The organism is Streptomyces sp. NPDC036764, assembly GCF_055609385.1.
In genome coordinates, this window is the sequence record NZ_JBVJPT010000017.1 from 48265 (window position 1) to 71437 (window position 23173).

Here is a 23173-nt window from a genome sequence, read left to right on the forward strand (position 1 = left end):
CCCTTGTTCGAGCGTCGGGTCTGACCTCATGGTCATTCCCCCGGGTGCGGAGTTGGCGGGCGCGATCCGCCGTGGTCGTCCGGGGGTGGGGTGCGGCGGAGGAGCGTGGTGACGGGGCGACCAACCTGGCATTCCGCAACTACCGGCCAGTACCCCCGGTATGGCGCAATCCGCTCGGCGAGGACCTTCACCCTGCCACCATCGACACCCATCGAAAATCCAGGCGTCAGGACTGCGGCGGGGGACTGGCCATGGGGCTGCTCGGAAATGAGCTGGCGTTCGCACAGACGCTGACTCCCCAGGAGCACGAGGGCGTCATGGCCCTCGGCCACCACAAGCGCTATCCGGCCGATGCCCACCTCCTCACGGAGGGCGACCGGTCCAGTCACGTCGTGATCATCATTCGGGGGTGGGTGACGGTGTCCGTGGCGACGGACCGTGGGGCCACCCGGCTGATACTCGGCCTGCGCGGCCCGGGTGAACTGCTGGGCGAGATGGCCGCGCTGGACCAGCATCCCCGCAGCGCCACCGTGCGCGCGCTGGGTCCCATAGAGGCCCAGGTCATATCCGGGGACGCGTTCCGCCGCTTTCTCGCCCTGCACCCCCGGGTGAGCGGTCTGGTGATACGCCAGCTCACCTTCCGGCTCCGCAGCGCCGACCAGGAGCGGTCCGCGCTCGCCTCGCTCACCGTGCTCCAACGCCTGGCCGGCCGGCTCATCGAACTGTCCGGAGTCGACACCTCCGGCCCCTACGCCCCGTCCGCGGCGGCCCCGTCGAGCGGCACCGCCGTCTCCGGCGCCGTCGTCCAACTGGCCCAGGACGAGCTGGCCGCCACGATAGGGGCCACCCGCGAAGCCGTCGCCAAGGCCCTGCGGCTGCTGCGCACCCAGAACATCGTGCGCACCGGCAACCGGATGGTGGAGATCCTCGACCCCGCGCTGCTCGCCCTCCTCGCGGACGGTCATCAGGAGTAGACCCACGCCCCGCCGTGTGTAAACGGCTACAGACGCCTCTTCTCGCGGGGCCGACCCTGAGGGGACGGACCCTTCCGCGGACGATCCGCCACGGACCGTCCGGACGGCCGTCGCCGGGACCATCTCCGAGGCCGTCCGCGCGGACCACCTCATCGGCAGCACGAACCACCTCTTCGGCAAGCGAACAGATCATGCAGGGGGCACGGGTGAACCACGACGCACCGGAACTCACCGAGGCGCACTACGAATTGGTGATCAGCGTCGACGCCAGACGTTCCGGCGAGTACGACGACGTCGACAAGCCGCGCATGCGCGCCCGGATCTACCGGGTCCTCGAGACGGCCTTCACCCACGCCAAGGTCGGGCGGGACGCCCTGCACCTGGAGGACCGCGGCGACGGCGTGCTGGTGTCGGTCGCCGGGCGGATCGCGGCGAGCAGGCTGCTCGGCCTGTGGCTGGTCGAGGTGCACGAGAAGCTGCGGGACGAGAACCGCGACCTGGCCGTCCCGCTCGGTTTGCGCATCGGCATGCACGTCGGCCCGGTCCGGCACGACGAGCGGGGCATCAGCGGCCGTGCCGTCGACCTCGCCTGCCGGCTGGCCGACTCCTCCGTCGCCCGGCAACTGCTGGACGCCGAGAAGGCCGACCTCGTGCTGGTGACCTCGCAGTCCCTGTACGAGGACGTGGTCAGCGCCGGCGGCAAGTTCATCGAGCCCGCGCACTACGCCCCGGCCCGACTGGAGCTCAAGGAGGGCGAGGTCACCGCCTGGTTCCAGTTGCCCGGGCGGCCCGCCCCGGCGATCCCCGAGCCCGCACCGGAGCCGTCGCCCGCCGAAGCTCCCCTGCCCGCCGGGGGCGACGACCTCGGCGAAGGCGACGAGGACGAGTTCGAGGCCGTGGACATGGACGGCCATCGGGCCGGTCACGTCGGCATTCATCAAAACGTCAGGCGCGACGCCTTCCATAACGAACACAACGTCTACCACGGCACCGTGCAGATGGGCGGGTCCGGCAACCAGGCCACCGAGAAGGGGAGGGGCTGAGCCGAGTGAGCGACGACGAGCAGGGCGGCGCGGCCGACGACGCCCCCGAGCAGCCTGGCGGGGGACGGTCGTCCGACGACGGCAGGAAGGGCGGGGACGACAGGAAGGGCGACGACCGCAAGCGCGACCGGGACGGCAAGAAGGGCGGCGACGACCGCAAGCAGGACCGCGAAGACCGGGACCGGGACGACGCGGACGGCTCCGACGAGGAGAAGGCGGCCGAGGACGAGGAAGCGGAGAAGGAGAAGGAGCGGGAGAAGGAACGCGAGCGCGCCGCCGGTCGGTTCAAGGAGCGCACCCGCGACCCGCTCGCCGACGACCAGGGCGAGGAGGGGCCCACCGATCTCGCCGCCGCCGCGCGCACCCGGCGCGCCACCCGGCAGCTCTTCGACGTCCGCCGCGACCTGATCAGCTTCGCCCACTCGCGGCTCCAGAGCGCTCACATCGGCGACAACATCAACCTCATGCTGGGCGCCCGCCGCCCCGGCGCCGGCATGCGCAGCGGTCCCGTCCCCGAGGAGGAACTGCGCAGGCTGCGCCGGGCACATGTGCCGCCGGAGGGGTACGTACGGCTGCGCAACACGCTGCGCGCCCGGCGCCTGCTGGTGCTCGGTGCCGCGCCCGGCACGGGACGTACGAGCACGGCGCTCTCCCTGCTCGACGAGGTCACCAACTCCGCGGCGAACGGCACCGACGAGGAGCCCGCCGCCCGCCTGCGCCGGGTCGATTCCGACGGCGGCATCCGGCAGTTGGCCGAGACGCTCGACGGCGAGGGCGGTGAGGCCTGGCACGGCACCGGCCATCTGCTGGAGCTGTCGCTGAACCGGCCCGGCGCGCTTCCCCCGGACGAGATGGACCTCGACGAGCTCGCCGCAGCACTGGCCCGCCGGGACGCCTTCGCGGTGATCGTCGTCACCGTCGGCTCGGCGGCGAACCCGCTGCTCGCCGGGCGCTACGGCATGCTCTGCCCGCCCGCGCCCACCGACGAACTGCTCACCACGCGGCTGCGCGAGCGCCTGGAGGAACGTACCGCCGAGGCACGGGAGGGCGACGCGTCCCTGGACGACCTGCTGGCCCGCGCGGCGGACCTCGCGGCCCGGGACGAGGTCACGGACGCGGTCGGGCTGACCGATCTGCGGCCCGCCGAGGCCGAGTTGCTGGCGTCGCTGCTGGCCGGGCATGTGCTGGGCGACGTCTCCTACGACGATCTGCTGTCCGGCTGCCGCAGCATCGCCGCCGAGCAGGCCCAGGAGTGGTTCGCCGGCGTGGACCGGGCGCTGACCGCGCCGCCCGCCGAGCCGGAGCGGCCGGACCGGGTCCGCGCCCGCTCGGGCACGGCGACCCTGTTCCACCCGGTGGCCTTCCGGATCGCGCTGGCCGTCCTCGGCGGCGCCTCGCACAGCGCCGTGGCCGCCGCCGCCCACCTGCTGACCTGGGAACTGTCGGTGCAGTCCGATCCGGACAACACCCCGGCCCGCCCGCTGTTCTGCGACGACCCGGAAGCCGACGTGGCGCTCTCGCGCGCCCAACTGACCGACGGCAAGGTCGAGGTGGACGGCCACGACGTGCCCGCGCGGCTGATCTTCTACCGGGGTTCCGCCCTGCCGTCCGCCGTGCTGACCGAGCTGTGGGACCGGCACTTCCCGGTCCGGGCGCCGGTGGTGCGCTGGCTGCGGCTGCTCGCGGACGACCCGCGCTCCCAGGTGTGGATGCGCGCCGCGGTCGCCGCCGGAGAGCTGTGCGTACGGGACTTCGACCACGGTTACACCGAGCTGGTCCGCCCGCTCGCCGACGCCACCACGAACCGCCGGCTGATCTTCGCGGCCACCACACTCGACCAGGCCGCCGGACACGACTCGCACCGCAAGGCCGTGCACAAGCTGGTCGGCGACTGGAGCAGGAAGGGCACCGCCTCCCAGCGCTGGACCGCGGCCTGGGCACTGGGCTACGGCAACGCCGCGGCCACGACCGACGACACCCTCGACGCGCTCGCCAGGATCGGGGTTCGCGACGACGGGGAACTGGTCAGCGTCGCCTCCCACAACGTCGTACGGCTGCTGGTGCTGCCGGACGCGGCGGAGGTGCTGGAGCGGATGGCCGAGTGGACCCACCACAAGCGCGAGCCGTACCAGGACCTGGGGCTCGCGGCGACCGTGCGGCTCGCCCTGACCACGGTCGACGAACTGCTGATGGACCCCGACTCGCTGGTCGAGGACAGCGACTCCCCCTGGGGAGACCGCGGGGACTGGCCGGTGCTGCTCGCGCTCGCCGCCATCCGGCCCGAACTGGTGCCCGCGATAGCCGACTTGATGTGGACCGCGCTGAACACGGCGCGGTCGAAGGACGTGGCGATGGACTCGCTGGAGGAGCTGCTGCGCTCGGCCGAGCGCAAGAGCGGCGCCGAGTGGACCCGGCCGGGGCTGGCGGCGCTGCTGCCGGCGCTGTCGACCGAGGAGCACGACCGGCGGCGGCTGGACTGGCTGCTGCGCCGAATGATGAACGACCCGGAGAAGCCGCTCCCCGAGCCGAAGGCGCGCGACCTGTGGTGGCTCGCCGTGGAGCCGGAGGGCAGGCCGCGCCAGGCAGGGCCGCGTCGGGTGAGGACGCGGGAGGAGGAGAGGTATGGCTGAGAACGAGGACCGGGCGCTCGAGTCGGAGGAGACGGAGGGCCCCGAGTCGACGGCGCCCGCGGGCCCGTTCGTGCGGGACTTCAACCCGCTGACGGACGGCTATCCACGGGTGAGTCCGCGCTCGGCGGTGGTGCAGTTCTACCGGAACGGCGGCTACACGGTGAAGCGGGCCTCCGGGGTCCAGCACGTCGACAAGCCGGTGCTGGCCCGGCCGCACAGCATCTGCGAGATCGCGCTCGGCACGTATGTGACACCGCTGGCGATGGAGCTGCCGGCCGCCGGCGGCACTACCTTCTTCAAGGCCGAGGTGGACATCGAGTGGTCGGTGACCGATCCGCATCTGGCCGCCCTGGAGGTCGTCACCGACGTCGCCAACCGGCTCACCTCACCGGTCCTCGAACGGCTGCGGGAGGTCACCACGACCTACCGGGTGACCGAGGCCGAGCAGGCCAACCGCGCGATCACCCGCGAGTGCGCGGGCGGGCGCTGGGCCGACCTCGGCTCCGAACTCGGCCTGCGGGTACGGCTGTACGTCCGGCTGCGGGTGGACGACCGGACCATCGAGCACGCCGACGAGGAGCGGGACGCGCACGCCCAGGCCAAGGTGATCCGGCTGCGGCAGGATTCGTACCGGCGCATGTTGCAGGGCGGCGAGCTGGAGCAGCTCAGCTTCATGCTGGCGGCCGATCCCGAGGGCGCGAAGGACTTCCTGGAGAAGATCCGCCAGGAGGGCAGGCAGGACGAGAAGGACCGGGTCGCCCGGCTCTTCGCCATGGCCCAGCGGGGCGAACTCGCCACCGTGGACGTGGAGACGCAGGTCCTCAACCTGCTCAACCAGGGCGACGGACGGCCCATGGTGGGGCCCATCGGGACCGTGCCCGCGCGCCGGCCCCGGGAGCTGGAGGAGTCCCCCGGCCGGCCGTTCAACCCGGACTGGGCGTCGGACGAACCGCCCAGGAGACGTCCCCACCGGGCGGCACCGCGCCGGGGCGAGCCCGACGGGTACGGAAGTGACGGATACGGATCCGACCGGTACGGAGGCGATCGGTACGGATCCGACCGGCGCGGGCCCGGACGGGGCGGTCCCGACCGCGGCGAGGCGTACGACGCGCGTGACGACGCCGGGTTCGACGAGCCCCGTGCCGGAGGCCGCCGGCGGACGTACCGTCCGGAGCCGTACGACGCCCCCTACGGGGATCACGACGACGAGCCGCGCTCCCGGGACGGACGTCAGGGCCACCGGCCGGGTCCGTCCACGGACTACGACGACGAGCCGCGCACCGGCGACCGGACCCGCAACCACCGGCCGGGTGCGTACGCGGACCACGACGAGGAGCCGCATACCGGCGACCGGCTCCGGAACCACCGGCCGGGTGCCTACGCGGACCACGACGACGAGTCGCGCCATCGGGACCGCCGGCGGACCTACCGGCCGGAGCCCTACCGCCCCGACGACGAGGTCGAGGTACGGCGGTTGCCGCGGCGGCCGGAGCTCGGTTCCGCGGGACCGGTCCCCGGCGACGGGCCGGAGGATGAGCCGCGTTCCGGTGAGCGGCCCCGGACCTACCGGCCGGAGCCGTACTACCCGGACGACGAGCGGGAGTGGGAGCGCTCGCGTCGCCGCAGACGTGCCGAGGACGACGGCTGGTCCTGGGCGGAGGAGGACCGATGAGCGCCGAGGGCGGGGCACGGACTTCCCCCGACCCGGTCGTGCCTGTGCCGGACGGGGGTCGGCACTGCAACGACCGGGCGGGGGAGCGCATCGTCGCCGAGCGGCTGCTGGCGACCGTGCGGGAGGACCTCGGCCGCGCCGACTCCAAGGCGGCCGTGCTGCTCTCGGGGACGCTGGCGCTGCCCGCGTTCCTGGCCGGGTGGCGCGGCACTCCCGGCTGGGACGGGCTCGCCGACGTGACGCTGGTCCTGTCCGGTGTGCTCTGGGCCGTCGCGGTGGCCGCGCTGGTCGCGGCGCTGATGCCGCGCACCGGCACGGTCCGCGCCGGGGACGGGGTGACGTACTTCGGCGACCTGGTGGCCTCCCACGACCTCGCGCGGCTGTCCGCCCGGGTCGGCGAGGCCGGGCGCGACCCGGCCAGGTGGCTGCTCGTCCAGGCCGTGGACGTCAGCTCGATCCTGTCCGCCAAATACCGGGCCATCCGCTGGGGGGTGGGCGCGCTCGCCCCCTCGGCGGTGCTGGCCGTGGTCTGGGGAATGACCTCGGGCTGATCGCACAGGGCGCACGCGCGACCGGTGTACCACCGCGCACACGCCAACGCACCGCCGCGCCGGGCACCGACGCGCACCAGCGGCGGCGCACACGCGTCACCACGTACACGCCACAAACGAACCAAGAACCTCCAGCACGAACTTCACGCACGTATGTCGAAGACCAAGGGGACGGCCGTGGGAAGAGTCACGGGAAGACGGCAGACAGGAAGGCCACCGGTGCGCCGCGCCGCGGCCTCGGTGCTCGGCGGCACCGCGGTGTTCGTGTCCCTGCTGGCGCCGGCCGGTCAGGCTCCGGTGCCGGCGGCGGACTCCACCCCCGCGTTCCCGGCCGTCAACTATGCGGTGGCCGTGGATGAGTCGGCCAGCCTCGCACCTGAGGACATGAAGGCGGAGAAGGCCGCCGCCAAGCGGATCGCGCTGGGCGACGTCTCGTCGTCCTCGCAGGTCACGGTGTTCGGTTTCGCCGCCGCGGAGAAGGCCGGCCAGCGCGTGGTGGACCCGGTGTGCCCGCGCACCACGCTGGACGCGGCCGGCCGCGAGGAGGTCGGCCGTTGCGTCGACGAACTGCGCGGCCGCAAGAAGAGCGAGGGCACCGGAACCGACCTGCCGACCGCCATCCGGCAGGGCGTCGACGACCTCACCGACGGCTCCGACGCCTCGGCGCCCCGAGTGCTGTTCCTGCTGACCGACGGGAAGATGGACGTCGAGGACAGCTTCAAGTACGGCGACCCCGCGCACCGCGCGGCCGAGGGCGAACGGCAGTTGAAGGCGGCGCTGAAGGAGGCCGCCGCGCAGAACGTCCAGATCTGGCCGCTGGGCTTCGGATCCGACCCGGACAAGAGGCAGCTCGACCAGATCGCCGCCGGCGGCTACCAGAAGGGCTGCGTCGAACTGCCCTCCGCGACTCCCAAGGCCCACAAGGTCGACGGGGCGAAGGACGTCGGCAGCACGCTGGAGCGGATCTTCGCCGCCGCGCACTGCCTGCGCCACGAGGAGGGCCCCAGCAAGCGGCCGCCGGCCACCCTGGAGATCGGCATCTCGCCGCTCGCGACCGTCGGCAGCATCGTCGTCGACAAGGGCGACCCCGAGGTGAAGATCACCTACATCGACCCGGCCGGTGACAAGATCCCCACCACCTCCGGGCGTTACAAGGGAGCCCGCTTCGAGCTGGCGGGCGGCACCGGCACCGTCGAGGCGCTGAAGATCGTCGACCCGCTGCCCGGCATCTGGAAGGTGAAGGCGGAGGCCCCGGAGGGGCACCGCTCGCTGCCCGTCGCCGTCAGCGTGCTCTGGCAGGGCGAGCTGCGCGGCGCCATCACCATGGACCCGCCCTCGCCGCAGGCCGGCGAGAAGGTCACGGTGACCATGCGGCTGCAGACGCGTGAGGGCTACGAGATCAAGGACCCGCGCGACTACGAGGGGCTGCGCGTGCGCAGCGAGCTGACCGGGGACGGCTTCTCTGCGCTCACGCTCGACCTCGCCGACAACGGCAAGGGGCCCGACCCCGACGCCAGCGACGGCTCCTTCACCGGCACCGTGACCATCCCTCAGGACGCCGACGGGGCGCTCACGGTGAGCGCCACGCTGACCGCCGCGGGGCTGAGCGCCGACACGCGCAGCGAGACCGGCCAGGTCGCACCCGGCGAACTGCCCGTCAAGGCACCGCTCGAACTGCCCGACGGCAGCACCCACCCCGGTGGCACGGTCACCGGCACGGTCGACGTCAGCAACACCACCGACGCCCCGCACACCCTGCGGCTGTCCGTCGCCGACGTGAAGGACGGGCTGCTCTCCGTCGAGCCGAAGCAGATCACCATCAAGCCCGGTGAGCACGGCACCCGCGAGATCACGGTCCGGGTCTCCCCGAAGAGCGCCTTCGGCGACCGCCTCGGCGACGGGCTGGACCTCTCGGGCACCTTCACCGTCGTCGACACCACCGACGACGGCCGGACCCTCGAACGTGCCCCGGTCTCGGTACGGGTCACTCCCGAGCCCGGGATCTGGGACAAGTACTGGTGGGCGTTCGTCTTCGGCGCCGTCGCGGGAGCGCTGGCCGTCGTCGCGGTCGTCGCCTGGCTGGGGCTGCGCAGGCGCCGGCGCGACCCGTCCGGGCTGATCCTGCAACTGGTCTCCGCCGACGGAACCGTCCTCAACGAGCACAGGGCCGGGCACGGCAACAACAAGCAGTGGTACGAGTTCGCCGTCGCCGAGGCCCACCGCAGCCCGCGCATCGAGCGGCGCGCGCACGGCCCGTACGCCGTCCGGCGCAGGCGGGAAGGCGGAGCGGTGGTGCGCAAGGGCAGCAGCCGCATCCCGCTGCCCAGCCACGGTCAGATCCAGCTCACCGACACGCTGAGCCTCGCGCTCGGCGGGACCCCCGGCCAGGGGCCCCGCCCGGCGCAGGGCGTCTTCGCCGGCGGCACCGATCCGAGGCCGTCGGCCCCGGGCAGCGCCTACGACGACTTCCTGTGATCCGAGGGGCGGGCCGGACCCGGCACCCCCGGCCCGCCCTCACCTGCCCCACCGCAACGCACCGCCGCACGGCCGGCCCGCCGCGCGGCACCACGGACGTACCCAGCACAATCCTGCGGCCGCCGGCCGGTCGTACAGCGGGGAGGAAACCATGAAGATCTTCCAGCCGATGCTCTTCGTCGGCCTGGGCGGCACCGGCGGACTGGTCGGTGCCGAGCTGGAACGCAGACTGCGCGCCGAGCTGTGCGGACCCGACGGCATGGCGCTGCACCGGCAGAGCGGCCACGCCCCGTTCCAACTGCCCGACTGCCTCCAGTTCGTGTACGCCGACTACAGCGAGAGCGACCTGCAGCGGCTGCCGCAGTTCAACGTGGACCCGTCCCTGCGGGCGGCGTACGCCCGGACCTCCCGGGCCACCCACAACCTGCTGCCGAACTTCGACGCCTCCCCTGAGGTGACGAAGATGCTCCGGGCGGTGCTGCGCGACGAGGTCGCCGACTGGCTGCCGCCGCGCATCGACGAGCCGAAGGTCACCCCGCTGCACGCCGGCGCCGGCCAGTTGCCGACCGTCGGCCGGGCCGCCCTGTTCGCCACGCTCCGGCACGGCCTCGGCCCGGTCCTGGAACCGCTGCTCCAGGCGATCGACGCGATCGCCAAGTCGGCGGGCGAGCTGAGCGAACTCGGCGGCGGCAAGGTCAACGGCTGCGACGTGTTCGTCGCCTTCTCGGTGGCCGGCGGCACCGGCGCCGGGATCTTCCTCGACTATCTGCACCTCATCAACCACGCCTTCCAACTGCGCCGCTTCGACGGCGTGAAGATCTACCCGCTGGTCGTCATGCCGTCGTCGTTCTCCGCGGCGACGGGCGGCGGGCGCGAGGCGGAGCTGAACGCCGCCCGGTCCCTGGTCGACCTGTTCCGGCTGGTGGACACGCAGAACGCGCCCTCCGAGGGCCACGAGATCGGCGATCTCGACCAGGAACTCGGGCTCGGCGTCCGCTACCCCGGCACCACCCCGATCCGGCTGCGCACCGGCATCCTGCCCACCGCGTTCCTGTTCAGCCCCACCGCCGGCATCCGCGCCGACGACCTGCGCCGCTCCATCGTCTCCCTGGTGATGTCGCTGATCGGCACCGAGCTGGGCGACGGCCGCGCCCGGGGCCGGAAGATGGCCGCCGACGACGACTTCCAGACCTTCGCGGCCAGCTTCATCAACCGGGGCGTGCAACGCAGCGCCGTGTCGCCGACCGGCATCGGCCGGCAGGGCGTGTCCACCAGCCTGGTCGCCTCCATGACCGCCCCCATGGACCAGCTCGCGGACCTGGTGGCCGGGCGGCTGCTGCGGCTCGCGGTCACCGACCTCGTGGAGGCGCCGCGCGCGGCCCTGCGGGACGAGGCGGTGCCGATGATCCGGCAGCTCTTCGCCGACTCCCACCTCGAAGAGCTGTGGGAACGCAGGCAGTTGCCGGTGCCCGAGCCCGATCCGCTGCCGCGCGGGGGCCGCAGCATCGAGCAGGCGCTCGGCGAGCGCATCGCGGACATGCAACGGCTGCTGTCCGACCTGCGCTCCGAGGCGGAGCGCGCGGCCATCGCCATGGCCGACCGGTTCGCCCCGCGCCCCGCCATCGACAAGCTGCTCCAGACCGTTGACCCCTTCCTCGCCGAACGCATCGTCAGGGGCGTCCCGGACAGTGAGGAACCCATCGCCCGGCTCGGCTTCCTCGGCATGCTGGACCATCGCGCCCGTACCCCGCAGCGCCCGCCCGGGGTGGCCGAACAGCCGCCCAAGATCCCCCGGATCAAGGGCCAGTTGGGGGGCCTGGCGCCGGCCCGCTGGGGCGACGACGACGTCCAAGCCGCGATCGAGGAGCAGAACCTCTGGTACCAGTGGCGCTGCCGGCTGGTGTGGCACGAGGCCTGGCGCGAACAGCAACTGCACTGGCAGCCGCAGGCCGACGCGGCCGGCACCGACCTCGGCCGCCTGGTCAGCGCGTTTCGCCGGCACAGCGACCAGGAGCGCAAGTCCGCCCAGCAGAAGGGCCTCGAACTGTACGAGGACCGCACCGGCATCTCGTATCTGCTGCCGCCGCAGCGCACCCTCAACCACTTCTACGAGGACGTCGTCACCCGGCTGATCCGCCGGGAGGGGCTGCGCGAGAACGACGACGAGGCCGCGCTGCTGCTCAAGCTGGTCGACGGCGACACCTGGCGGCAGGTCCACGGGCTCAGCCGGCGCGACCCCGAGGGGTCGGTGGCCCGGGTCAAGGGCCAGCTAGAGGCCCGGATCACCCGGCTGTTCGCGGAGAGCGGGGCACACCTGGAGGAGCGGCCGCTGCTGCCGTCCATGGGCACGCTGCTGGCCGCGGCGGCGGGTGACGCGGACGCCAAGGACCAGGTCAGCAAGGAGGCCCTCGACCTGTTCGGCCGCAAGCTGACCGGGCTGCTGCCGGTCGGGTTCACCCCGGAGGGCACCGGACTTCTCCGCGTCCTGGTCACCTATCCGCGGGTTCAGGCCGTGGAGGAGGTGCAGGAGTTCCTCGGCAAGACGCTGCGGCTTCCCTCGGACGCGAAGAACTCCGTGGAGTACCGGGGCGTGGACAGCGACTCCATCACCGTCGTCCTCTTCCGCAGCGAGATGAGCCTCACCCAGGTGCCCGAGGCCCGCAAGGTGCTGCGCCAGTGGGCCCGGGCCAAGGACTCCGAGCAGGCCCAGGACGTGCTGCGATGGCGGCAGCGGCTCGGCTACCGGGACAGTTGGATGGTCAGCAGCGAGGAGGACCGGCGCGTCATCCTGCACCGCCTGCTGTGCTGCATGTGGAACGGCCAGGTGGACGTCGTCGACGGCGACCCGGCCTCGCCGGACCGGATCCGGCTGCGGCTGCACCCCGAGAAGGGCACGCACGTCCCCGGCGTACGGCTGCGGCTCGGGGACTTCCCCGGCGGGGTGTCGAGCTGGGCCGAGCTGATGCGGTCGTACGAGCGCTGGACGGTCCTGGACGACGAGCGGATCGTCGAGGACTACTGCCGTGAGCTGATGGGGGCTCAGCCGGTGGGCCTGGCCCGGGCCGGCAGCGAGCCGCATCCGCTCTTCGTGGACCTGGTCGAGAAGGTCGCCCCGCGCCAGCTCGAACTGCTGGCGGAGCGCCGGGAGCAGGGCGGCGAGCGGGTCGAGGGCTGGGTGCGCCCGCTGCGGGAGTTCTGGGCGGAGACCCTGCCCGCCGCGCTGGACACCGAGTTCGGCGACCAGCGTGCCGTCCAGCCGACGCTGCGCACCCTGCTGGAACACGTCCGCGGCGGCACCCCGGCCGACCCCCGCACCCGCGAGGACTACTCGCCGCCCCGGCGCCCGGCACCCGACGAGGACGACTGGGGCACCGCACCGGTCCCGCCGCGCGGCCGGGGGCGCGGAGACGACTACGGCATGCCGTCCGGCGAGGGCAGGCCGTCCGGCGAGGGCAGGCCGTACGGCTCCGACCGCCCGTACGGCGACGAACGCGGCGCGGCGGAACCGGAGGGCCGCGACGGCTGGACCGACCGCGGCGACGGCGCGACCGGACCCCGGCCGGGCCGGCACGAGGACCGCGACGACTATGGCCGCTCGGGCGGTGACCGGGAGGACTATGGCCGGTCCGGTGGTGACCGGGACGGCTTCGGGCGTTCCGGTGGTGACCGGGACGGCTTCGGGCGTTCCGGCGGTGACCGTCGGCACGACGACTACGTAGATCCCGACCTCGACGACCGCAGGGGCGCGGACGGGCGGGACGGACAGGGCGGCAGGCGGCGGACGCCGTGGGACGACGAAGAGCCGTCCGACCCGCGCCGGAGCAGCACCTGGGGTGCCGAGGACGGCCCGGGCGACGCCGGCCGGAACAACCCCTGGGACGGTGACGCGCAGTGAGCACGCCGCAGGCCTTCCGCACCGTCATCCAGTTGGACCTGCGCGCCGGGGCGGCGGCGCTGCACAGCCCCTCGGCCCTGCGGGCCAGGGTCGCCCAGGAGCTGGGCCGGGCCGGACTGCCGGAACCGGACGACCCGCTGTTCCTGGTGGTCGACACCCCGGCCGGGCTCAACGACCACCAGACGCAGTACGAACTGCTCACCGGCTACCGGGCGGTGGGCGAGGTCCGGCTGCTGGTCCTGCTGGTGGGCAGCGCGCCCGGCTCCTTCGCCGGTGAGGAAGGCGGCTTCCAGCCCGACCGCCGGCTGCTGCGCCCCTCGGTGCTGCGGGCATCGGGCAGCGGCCTGCTGTGGGCCGGCGATCTGCGCTCCGCCCGCACCGCGCTGGAGCAGCCCGAGCCCGACGACCCGGACGCGCTGGCGGTCCTCGTGGACGTGCTGTCGGTCCCGGACGTCTACCTCAGCGTGCTGGACCGCGTCCGTGCGCTGCCGGGGGCCGTCGCCGCGCCCGGCGTACGGCTGCTGGAGCAGGACCTGCCGCCGGAGGTGCGCGACCGGGCCTGGCGCGACGCGCTCACCCGGTTCGCCGGGGCGGACGACGACCTGGCACCGGACGTGGTGCTGACCGCCTCCTCCGGAGCCGATCTGCCGGAGCCGCTGCGGGGGCTGGTGGCCGGCCGCAGGGACCGGGACCTGGGGCACCGGGGACCCGGCGGCATCGCCGACGACGCCTACCGCGCCTGCGCGGACGCGCTCGACTACGCCGACGACGCGATGGCCGGGCTGCGGACCCTGCCCGGCCTGCTGCGGGCCTCCCGCCGGGAGACGTTCGAGGCGGAGGTCGACCAGGCGCGCAAGGCGCTCGACAACTACCGGGACCTCGTCGCCACGGCCCTGCGCAGCGGCGGCGGCACGGCCCCGGCCGCCGCCGAGTCGACGACCCGGCTGGCGGCCCTCGGGCTGCGGGTGCCGTCGGCCGAGGGCATGGGGGAGCGGATCGGCGAGGGGCTGCGGGAGTTCGCCCTGAAGCTGCTGGGGCAGGGGCTCGCCCTGCGCTCGGTGGCTCAGCGCTTCACCGGACTGGCCGGACGAGTGGAGCCGCTGCCCGGCTCGGCGCTGCTGCCGAAGCTCGCCCCGTACTCCGCCGAGACGGTGACCCGGCAGACGGCGGGAGCGGCCGGCACCGAGGTGCCCGGACTGCCGGTGGCCGGACCGCTGGCCGCGGCCGGGGCGGGCCTGCTCGGCGCGCTGTGGTCGGGGCCGTTCCTCGCCCTCGCGGTCCTCGTGCCGCTGCTGTTCGCCGGCATGGCGACCCTCGGGGCGGCCCGGCTGCGGGGCGCGGGGCGCCCGGGCCGCTGGGCCGTGGCGCCGAGGGTCGCGGCGTTCTGCGGTGCCGCTCTCGGCGCGGGAGTGGGGTACGCGACCGAATCGCCGGTCTGGATGGGCACGATCGGGCTGCTGGTCGGACTCGGGATCGCGGTGGAGACCGTACGCCGGCTGTGGCGGGCGGCGGCCGCGGCCTGGGCCCCGGGTCACACGACCGCCGTGCTGCGCCGGGCCCTTGAGGGTCTGGACGGCCTGCTGGCCGAGGCGGTCCGCGAGCACTGGGCCGTCGAGGAGCGCCTGTACTGCGCCGACGCCGCCCGTTCCGTCGCCGGGATGCTGCGGGCGACGGCCGCCGCGGCGGAGGCGGAGGCGGTGCCCGAGCCGGCGCGGCTCGCGGCGGGCGTGGCGTCCGGCGCGTCCGGTGCCGGCGCGCACGCCGACGACGACTGGCTCTCCAGCGACCCCGACCTGGAACCGGACGACGCCTACGCCGGGGACGGCGACGCGGACGGCGACTGGGCGAGCATGTACGCCTGGGAGGACGGCGAGCCGTGGGACGAGGCCGGGGAGGACAAGGACCGGGAGGGCGACCGGGACCGGGATCGGGCGAAGGGCTCCGGGACCGCCTCGGGGGACCGTGCCAAGGAGGTGCCGCGCTGGCTGGAGCGGGAGAGCGGTGAGGGCGGGCCGGAGCTGGTAGCCACCCTGTCCGCCGATCTGACGGACGCCGCCCTGGAGGCCATGAAGCACTACTGGGGCGCCGTCGAGCGCGGCCAGGCCGGCGCGCGTGCCGTGCGGCGCACCGAGGAGCGGGTCCGCGAGCTGCTGTCCACGGCCCGCCATCACCTCCGGCACAACGGGGTGCTGGCCCCGCCCCCGTTCGCCGCCCCGCGCCGTGTCCGCGCCACCTCGGCGAACCTGCTCGGCACGGATCCGTACGGACTGGCCGAACTGGTCGGCGCGGACGCCGACCGGCAGGCGGTGGTGCAGTTGTCCACACCTGAGCAGGGCACGCTGCTCAGCCGCGACCCGGCGTCCGCGACCTGGCTCAGGTTCGCCCCGAGTGCCGTACGCGACGAGGTCGAGAAGTCCTGGCGGGCGAGCGGTTCGGTGCACCCGGAGGAAGTCCTGTGGACCTCGTCGGGCCGCTACGCCGGCCTGGTGCGGCTCACCCCGCTGCGGATGGGCGTGGTGCACACCGTCCGCGCCCGGCACGGCTCCGGACCCGACGGGACGGACACGGACGCGGGGATGACGGAGCGGTACGGCACGGGGAACCCGTACGAGCGGACGGACGCGTACGACCGGGCTGACTCCTATGACCGGCCTGACGCGTATGACCGAGCCGACGCCTATGACCGGGCCGACTTCGATGGCCGGGATGGCTCCTACGACCGGGATGGCTCCTACGACCGGGGCGGCTCCTACGACCGGGACGGCTCCGATGACCGGGGCGGCTCCGATGACCGGGACGACGCCCACGACCGGGGCGAGGCGACGAACCCGTACGACCGGACGGACGCGTACGACCGCACCGCCTCGTACGACCACGACCGGACGGACGCGTACGACCGCACGGACTCCGACGACTGGCTGGCCTCGGACGACTGGTCGGGTTCCGGCGAGCGCGGGGACGGTGGCCGAGAGGGCGGCGACCGAGGGGACGGCGATCGCTGGTGATCGGCACTCCGCGTCCCGTACCGCCCCGCACGGACCCCTGCGGCCCGCCGCACCTGCACGAACGAAAGGACCGCCGGTGACCAGCACCACGCATTCCCGTCCGCCGGGGCCGGGCGGGCCGCCGCCGGACAAGCTCGGCTTCACCGTGCCGTCGGGGCGCCGGCGCGTCACCCCGGTGCGGGTCGGCCGGGAGTTCCGCCGCGACCGGCTGCTGCCCCAACTGCTGCGCAAGGCCGTGCTCGACGACGAGGGCCAGCAGTGCGTGCAGGTACGGCTGAGCGCCAAGGACGCGGCGAACCCGGCGGCGCGCGCCCTGCTGGACACCGAGGCGGGCACCGCCGTGCAGTTGCTCCAGGTGCTCGGCGACACGGAGTACGCGGCGCTCTTCCCACGGCTCATCGGCCACGAGCTGGACACGGCCGAGCCGTTCCTGCTGTACGACCCGCCGCGCGGCACCGCCGTCTCGCGGATCCATGTGATGGGCGCGGCCGACCAGGAGGTCTTCACCCGCGATCTGATGCTGGCCCTGTGTCTGCTGGAGGGCCAGGGCCTGGTGCCGCGCGGCATCTCGCCCGCGTCCGTCCTCTGGGACGGTGCGAAGGTCCAGATGTGGGGGCTGGAGTCGGTGACCCGGATCGGACGGCCGAGGCGTCCGTGGGGCCGCTCGCCCTTCTGCCCGCCCGAACAGCGCGGCGGCGAGGGGCTCGCCGACCCCCGGGACGCGGTGTGGAGCGCGGCCCAGGTGCTGTACCGGCTGGCGACCGGACGACCGGGCCCCGCCGACCGGCCGCCCGCGGACCTGGGCGATCACCGCAAGCTCGACCAGACGCTGCGGGACGCCTTCGCCACGAGGGCGGCCGACCGGCCGACGCCCGCGCAGGTGCTCGACCTGGTGGCGCCGGGCGCCGCCCGCCGCGTCCGGCTCGCGGTGCCCCCGGACGAGACCCGCCCGCACCACGACGCCTTCGAGGAGGCACTGCGGCTCAAACGGCAGGCCCCCGCCGTCCGCCCGCGCGCAGGATCGGAGTCCGAGCAGGCCGGCGCCGAGGTGCTTTGCCCGTACTGCCTGGAGTCCATCCGGCTCGACCTCGGCAAGCTGTTCGTCACCGACAGCCGGATGCAGTACAAGCCGCTGGACCTCAAGGGCATCAACAACCCCGTGCGGCGGACCGACATCATGCGCGGCGCCGTCCAGAAGTGCACGGCGGACCCGGAGTTCCCCGCGCACTACATCCCGGTGCCCTATCTGACGTACGGCCGCCCGCTGACGGTCGCGATGGTCGGCCAGTCCTCCACGGGCAAGAGCCATCTGCTGACCCAGATGATCGCGGCGATCACCGACGGCGGGCTTGAGCCGTTCGGCCTGAAGTGGCAGTCCGTCAATCCCGAGCAGCACGCCCGGTTCGTACGCGACCGGGTGCAGCCGCTGCGCAGCGGCAAGGTCCTGGACCACACGCCGGCCCTTGGCATGGACGACTTCGCCCGCTTCGTGGAGTCGCTGCTGATCACCGACGCGCGCGGACAGGTGCGCCCGGTCGCCTTCTTCGACCTCGGCGGCGAGGACCTCGTCCGCACCGACGCGGCGCTGCGCTTCCTGCTCGGCGTCGACGCCCTGGTGTTCGTCGTCGACCCGGCGCTGGCCCTGCCGCTGCCGCAGCTCGACCACGCCAGGGAGCGCTGGGGCGTGGAGGTGAACCGGGACGGCGACCTCGCGTTCGGCACGGTCCTGGACCGGCTGCCGAAGAGCGGCGGGTACCTGGACGTGCCGGCCGCGATGGTGCTCGGCAAGGCCGACCTGCTCAGGTTCCAGCCGCCCGTCGACCGTTGGCTGACCCGGCCGCCGGCCTCCTCGCTGGACCCGGCGCTGATCCTTGAGGAGAGCCGCGACCTGTACGGGCTGCTGCGCCGGCACGCGGGCCAGGCGTGGCTGCGCCCCTTCGACGCGATCCGCCGCTGCACCCTGCATGTCGCGTCGGCCACCGGCGGCCAGGAGGACCAGGGCCGCTATCCCGCGGGGGCGGGACCCCGGCGGGTGCTGGAGCCGCTGCTGTCGCTGTTCGCCCTGCACGGGCTGATCCAGGTGCCGGGCGGTGCCGACGCGTTGGCGGTCGGGGAGCCGCCCGCGCTGGAGGCGGTGCCGTGGGAGGAGGCCCAGCAGGCCGAGGGATTTCAGACGCCGGAAGGGACCGAGGAGCCCGAGGGGTCCGAGGGAGGGGAACATCAGTGAACGACTTCCAGGACCGGGGACCGGTACAGCAGGTCGTCTACCGCTGGGACGGCAACCACGGCCGCCAGGGCACCGGCATGAACGCCGTCGCCCATTCCTGCGACGCCGAGCGCGCCGAGGCACTCGGCCGGGAACTGGGCCCGTTGCTGTGGGTGTCCGGTGCGGCGGCCGCCCGGCCGAGCGTCGTACGCACGCTGTCCGGCGACGGCGCCGTGCTGCTCGTCCAGCGCTGGCCCACCACCGACCGGGGCGGACGGCCCAGCACCGTCAGCCATGTCCTGGTCGGTGATCGCGGGACCCTGAAGGTGCGTCAGTGCCTCGGGCTCGCGTACGGCGGCTGGGGCAGCCGGGAGAAGGCCGAGACGGCCTCCGGGAAGCAGGACCCGGTCGAGAGCGCGAAGCTCGACGCGCTGGCGCTCAGGCGGTTGCCGGACATGCTGGACCGGCTGCCGTCGGTCAACCACGCGCTGACCCTCACCGCGGCGGAGTGGCTGCGCGATCCCACCCAGCGGCTGTCGCTGCTGATGGAGGAGAAGCGGCACCCCGGCTGGCCCGACGAGGAGGCGGTGCCGCTGGTCTACCTCGGGCTGTTCCTGCTCTTCGGCTCCTGGCTGGAGCAGCAGTGGACCTTCGCCACCTACGACACCGCGGACAGCCATCCCCTGCGGCTCACGTCCGTCCCGCGCTGGGACCCGGACACCGGCGGCTCCGGCCTGCTGGCCCGGGTCAGGGGAGGCAGGCCGGCCAACCCCAGGTTCGAACTCTGGGCGGCCGCCGAACTCGTACGGCATGTGCTCGCCCACCCGGAGGCGGACGCCGGTGTGCCGCAACTGGCCGACGAACTCCGGGGCGGCGCGGCACTGGACTGGGAACGCCGCCGCGCCCGGCTCAAGGAGATCCTCGGCACCGACCGCACACCGCCGAACGGCACGAGGATCCCGGCACTGGCGCCCACGCCCCGCGCGGGGGAGCCGGCGGATCCGGAGGTGCCGGCGGAGGCTCCCGCGCGGGACCGTGACCCGGCCCGAGCCGCCGTCGCCTCGGAGCCGTATCCGGCTTCGAAACCGGCGTCGTACACGGAGTCGTATCCGGCCTCGTACACGGAGTCGTACGCGGAGCCGCCGCCGCAGCCGCGCACGGACCCGTACCCGCAGCCGTACTCGCCGCCGCAGCCGCAGCCGCATGAGAACCCCGCCCCCCTGCCACCGCCTCCCCCCACCGCCCCTCCGCACTCCCTGCACCAGCCCGCCCTGCACCAGGACCTCCGCGGTCACCGGCGCGGTGATGTCATGGGGCAGAACATGTTGCTGGCGGAGTTGCGCAGGCAGCGCGACGAAGTGCTGGTGCACGAGCTGTGCTCGCGCGAACTCCCGCTGGAGTCGGTGGAGTTGCTGCTCGACGTACTGGGAGAGCCGAACCGGGCCGGTGCGCGTCCGCTGGAGATGCGGCACGAGGTGTGTGCCGAAGTGCTATACAACGGCCTGTACTTCACGCCGCACGGGCCGGCCGCGGACGGCAGGTCGGGAGCGGACCGGGCGTCCCGGGCGGCCCGCCTGTTCACATGGGCGGTCGCGCCGCTGGCCAGGGACGAGCGCCATCTGCGCCAACTGCAGGAACTGCTGTACCGGTTGAGCCGCGACTCCCACCCCACCACCGGCAACTGGCTCCGGCAGAGCATCATCGATCCGCCGGACGGCCGGGTCCCCGATCTGCCGCCGGTGGTGTGGAGCCATCTGCTGGCGAACGCGCTGATGCGGATCGACAAACCGCCGCAGTCAGCGCCGCCGGGGGGCCAATCCCTGCCGTCGCCCCACACCGCCCCGGCACCCATGACGCCGCCGCAGCAGCCGCCGCCCCTCGCACCGCGGTCGTTCACGGCCAGGATCGTCGGCCGGCTCGGCACGCCGGGCTGTCTGCTCGCGGGCGGCCTGGGCTTCTGCGTGGTCGCCATGATCATCGTGATCGGCTGGTTCGTGAGCTGACGGAGCCGCTCAGCGCGCCAGCCGCTTCTCGAACCAGTGGCTGGCGTAGACGTTGTCGTCGTACGCGGGGATGGCCGTGTAACCGCACGCCCGGTACATCGCCTGCGCCTCGGTGAGCGCGGCATGGGTGTCGAGGCGTACGACGGTCAAGTCGCGTGCGACGGCCTCCTGTTCGAGCGCGCCGAGCAGCCGGCGGGCGAGGCCGAGGCGGCGGGCGGCGGGGTGCACCCAGACGTGGCGGATCTCGCCGACGCCGGGTTCCAGGCGCCGTAGCGCGCCGCAGCCCACCGGCCGGTCCTCCTCGTAGGCGACGAAGAACGCGCCGGAGTCGCCGGACACCTCCTGCGGCTGTACGAGGTCGCGCTTGTCGAACCCCTCGGGGAAACGCTCGTCGATGTCGGCGGCGTAGCCGTCCAGGCAGGCCCTGGCGTCCGGGGCGGCGCCGTCGACCAGGGCGACGGTGATGCCCGCGAGGCGCAGCAGGCGCTGTGCGGTGGCCATCGCCCCGGTCAGCTCGGCGCGCTGCGGTTCGCTGAGGCCGTCGAGCAGCCCGGCCACGACCAGGTTCGCCCGCCGGTTCTGCTCCTTGACCTCCGTCCGCCCGGCCTGCGTCAGCTCGATCTTGCGCAGCCTGTTGTCCCGGGGGTGCGCGCTCAGCGTGACCATGCCCTGGGCCTGGAGCGCCTTCGCCATCCGGCTCAGATATCCGGCGTCGAGGCCGAGCCGGCTCCTGAGCTCGCGCAGGGACATCCCGTCCCCGACCTCGAACAGCAGCCGTGCCTCGCCGAGCGGGCGGTCCTGGCCGAGGTAGTGGTCGTCCAGTACGCCGATTCGGCGCGTGAAGTAACGGTTGAAGCGGCGGAAGGCCGTCACATGGTCCGTCGATACTGGCTCCATATTTCTTTGACTTTAGTCAAAGGTTCCTTCCGCGTCCAGGAATCCGGCGCCGGTTCAGTGACACAGCGCACTTTCGGCCATGGATCGCGCATGCATCCGTATGCCGGGGGCAGGCGCACTCGGTCCCGTGAGTGGCACACATGTGACACAGGGGCTCTGAACAGGAACGGAAGGCAACACCGATCATGGCGGAAAGTACGGAACTGCAGGCACGCGACACCATCCACGTGGGAGGGGAATGGCGCGCGGCCGTCTCCGGCGCGACGCGCGAGATCCTCGACCCCGCGGACGGGGCGCCGTTCGCCCTGGTCGCGGAGGGTGACGAGAAGGACACCGACCTCGCGGTGGACGCCGCCCGCCGCGCCTTCGACGGCGGCCAGGGCGAGTGGCCCCGCACGCCCGTCGCCGAGCGTGCCGCCCTGCTGCGCCGCGTGGCCGACCTGCTCGTGCGCGACCGCGAGAAGCTCGGCCTGCTGGAGAGCCGCGACGCCGGCAAGACCCTCGAAGAGGGCCGGGTCGACATCGACTGCGTCGCCGACGCCTTCCGCTACTTCGCCGACCTCGTCGCCGCCGAGGCCCCCGGCCGGGTCGTCGACGCGGGCTCGCCCGACATCCACAGCGTCGTCGTCCACGAGCCGGTCGGCGTGTGCGGGCTGATCACGCCCTGGAACTACCCGCTGCTCCAGGCGAGCTGGAAGATCGCGCCCGCGCTCGCCGCCGGCAACACCTTCGTCGTCAAGCCCAGCGAGATCACCCCGCTGACGACGATCGCCCTGATCGAGCTGCTCGCCGAGGCGGGCCTGCCGGCCGGCGTCGCGAACATCGTGACCGGCCCGGGCCACTCCGTCGGCGCCCGGCTCTCCGACCACCCGGACGTCGACCTCGTCTCCTTCACCGGCGGCCTGATCAGCGGCACCAAGGTCGCCCAGGCAGCGGCGCCCACCGTCAAGAAGGTCGCCCTCGAACTCGGCGGCAAGAACCCCAACGTGGTCTTCGCCGACGCCTGCGCCACCGACGAGGCCTTCGACACCGCCGTCGACCAGGCCCTCAACGCCGCCTTCATCCACAGCGGCCAGGTCTGCTCGGCGGGCGCCCGCCTGATCATCGAGGAGTCCGTCCGGGACCGCTTCGTGGCCGAACTCGCCCGCCGCGCGCAGCAGATCCGCCTCGGCCGCGGCACCGCCGACGGCGTCGAGTGCGGCCCGCTCGTCTCCGAGCAGCAGCGCGCCAAGATCGAGGGCTACGTCGACTCCGCGCTCAAGGAGGGCGCCGTGCTGCGCTCCGGCGGCAAGCGGCCCGAGCCGTCCGAGGAGCGCCCGCAGAGCGGCTACTTCTACGAGCCGACCGTCCTCGACCACTGCCACCGCGACATGCGCGTGGTGCGCGAGGAGGTCTTCGGCCCGGTCCTCACCGTCGAGACCTTCCGCACCGAGGACGAGGCCGTCGCCCTCGCCAACGACACCGAGTACGGCCTCGCCGGCGCCGTGTGGACCGCCGACGCCGGACGGGCCCGCCGGGTCGCGGGCCGACTGCGCCACGGCACGGTCTGGATCAACGACTTCCACCCCTACCTCCCCCAGGCGGAGTGGGGCGGCTTCGGCAAGAGCGGGGTGGGCCGTGAACTCGGCCCCGCCGGACTCGCCGAGTACCGGGAGAGCAAGCACGTGTACCAGAACCTGGCGCCGAAGCCCGTGCGCTGGTTCGCCGGCTAGGCAGGTCGCGACTACGGACCTGCCGCTACCGGCCGTCGGCCGTGTGCCGCGCCGTTGTGGCTGGTCGCGCAGTTCCCCGCGCCCCTTGGGGGCGCGGCGGTCACCGCCCC

12 protein-coding genes are annotated in these 23173 nt (G+C 73.6%); 11 read left to right on the plus strand and 1 reads right to left on the minus strand.

The window, feature by feature from the left end; translation table 11 throughout:
* Window positions 1-251 precede the first annotated feature (251 nt).
* From ACZ69Q_RS39705 to ACZ69Q_RS39750, 10 genes are all read left to right on the plus strand, one after another.
* On the plus strand, window positions 252-974 hold the full coding sequence (locus ACZ69Q_RS39705; RefSeq protein WP_471052185.1) for a Crp/Fnr family transcriptional regulator: 723 nt from the start codon (window positions 252-254) through the stop codon (window positions 972-974).
* A gap of 206 nt (window positions 975-1180) precedes the next feature.
* On the plus strand, window positions 1181-2017 hold the full coding sequence (locus ACZ69Q_RS39710) for a nucleotidyl cyclase domain-containing protein (RefSeq protein WP_471052188.1): 837 nt from the start codon (window positions 1181-1183) through the stop codon (window positions 2015-2017).
* Window positions 2018-2022: 5 nt separating this feature from the next.
* Complete coding sequence (locus ACZ69Q_RS39715) at window positions 2023-4647, plus strand: hypothetical protein (RefSeq protein ID WP_471052191.1); 2625 nt, start codon at window positions 2023-2025, stop codon at window positions 4645-4647.
* Window positions 4640-6319, plus strand: a complete 1680-nt coding sequence (locus tag ACZ69Q_RS39720) for a hypothetical protein (RefSeq protein WP_471052193.1) — start codon at window positions 4640-4642, stop codon at window positions 6317-6319. Before ACZ69Q_RS39715 ends, ACZ69Q_RS39720 begins: the two co-directional genes overlap by 8 nt.
* Window positions 6316-6870: a Pycsar system effector family protein gene (locus tag ACZ69Q_RS39725; RefSeq protein ID WP_471052196.1), complete on the plus strand. Its 555-nt coding sequence runs from the start codon at window positions 6316-6318 to the stop codon at window positions 6868-6870. The genes ACZ69Q_RS39720 and ACZ69Q_RS39725 overlap by 4 nt, the downstream gene beginning before the upstream one ends.
* A 219-nt stretch (window positions 6871-7089) precedes the next feature.
* Window positions 7090-9345 carry a VWA domain-containing protein gene (locus ACZ69Q_RS39730; protein ID WP_471052199.1) on the plus strand — a complete coding sequence of 752 codons (2256 nt, stop codon included), beginning with the start codon at window positions 7090-7092 and terminating at the stop codon, window positions 9343-9345.
* A gap of 151 nt (window positions 9346-9496) precedes the next feature.
* Window positions 9497-13240 (plus strand): tubulin-like doman-containing protein, encoded by a 3744-nt coding sequence (locus ACZ69Q_RS39735; protein ID WP_471052202.1) that lies wholly within the window; start codon window positions 9497-9499, stop codon window positions 13238-13240.
* Window positions 13237-16245: a hypothetical protein gene (locus ACZ69Q_RS39740; protein ID WP_471052205.1), complete on the plus strand. Its 3009-nt coding sequence runs from the start codon at window positions 13237-13239 to the stop codon at window positions 16243-16245. The genes ACZ69Q_RS39735 and ACZ69Q_RS39740 overlap by 4 nt, the downstream gene beginning before the upstream one ends.
* A 76-nt stretch (window positions 16246-16321) precedes the next feature.
* Window positions 16322-18472 carry a serine/threonine-protein kinase gene (locus ACZ69Q_RS39745; RefSeq protein ID WP_471052208.1) on the plus strand — a complete coding sequence of 717 codons (2151 nt, stop codon included), beginning with the start codon at window positions 16322-16324 and terminating at the stop codon, window positions 18470-18472.
* Window positions 18469-20454, plus strand: coding sequence for a hypothetical protein (locus tag ACZ69Q_RS39750; RefSeq protein ID WP_471052211.1), 1986 nt, complete (start codon window positions 18469-18471; stop codon window positions 20452-20454). Before ACZ69Q_RS39745 ends, ACZ69Q_RS39750 begins: the two co-directional genes overlap by 4 nt.
* Before the next feature lie 9 nt (window positions 20455-20463).
* Here ACZ69Q_RS39750 and ACZ69Q_RS39755 read toward each other — a convergent pair whose 3' ends face one another.
* Window positions 20464-21351, minus strand: a complete 888-nt coding sequence (locus ACZ69Q_RS39755) for a GNAT family N-acetyltransferase (protein ID WP_471052214.1) — start codon at window positions 21349-21351, stop codon at window positions 20464-20466.
* A gap of 185 nt (window positions 21352-21536) precedes the next feature.
* Between ACZ69Q_RS39755 and ACZ69Q_RS39760 the strand changes: the two genes are divergently transcribed.
* Window positions 21537-23063: an aldehyde dehydrogenase family protein gene (locus tag ACZ69Q_RS39760; RefSeq protein ID WP_471052216.1), complete on the plus strand. Its 1527-nt coding sequence runs from the start codon at window positions 21537-21539 to the stop codon at window positions 23061-23063.
* Window positions 23064-23173 lie beyond the last annotated feature (110 nt).

Coding starts and splice junctions, on each gene's coding strand:
- ACZ69Q_RS39705 (WP_471052185.1), top strand. CDS start 252: ATGGGGCTGCTCGGAAATGAGCTGGCGTTCGCACAGACGCTGACTCCC.
- ACZ69Q_RS39720 (WP_471052193.1), top strand. CDS start 4,640: ATGGCTGAGAACGAGGACCGGGCGCTCGAGTCGGAGGAGACGGAGGGC.
- ACZ69Q_RS39725 (WP_471052196.1), top strand. CDS start 6,316: ATGAGCGCCGAGGGCGGGGCACGGACTTCCCCCGACCCGGTCGTGCCT.
- ACZ69Q_RS39735 (WP_471052202.1), top strand. CDS start 9,497: ATGAAGATCTTCCAGCCGATGCTCTTCGTCGGCCTGGGCGGCACCGGC.
- ACZ69Q_RS39755 (WP_471052214.1), bottom strand. CDS start 21,351: ATGGAGCCAGTATCGACGGACCATGTGACGGCCTTCCGCCGCTTCAAC.
- ACZ69Q_RS39760 (WP_471052216.1), top strand. CDS start 21,537: ATGGCGGAAAGTACGGAACTGCAGGCACGCGACACCATCCACGTGGGA.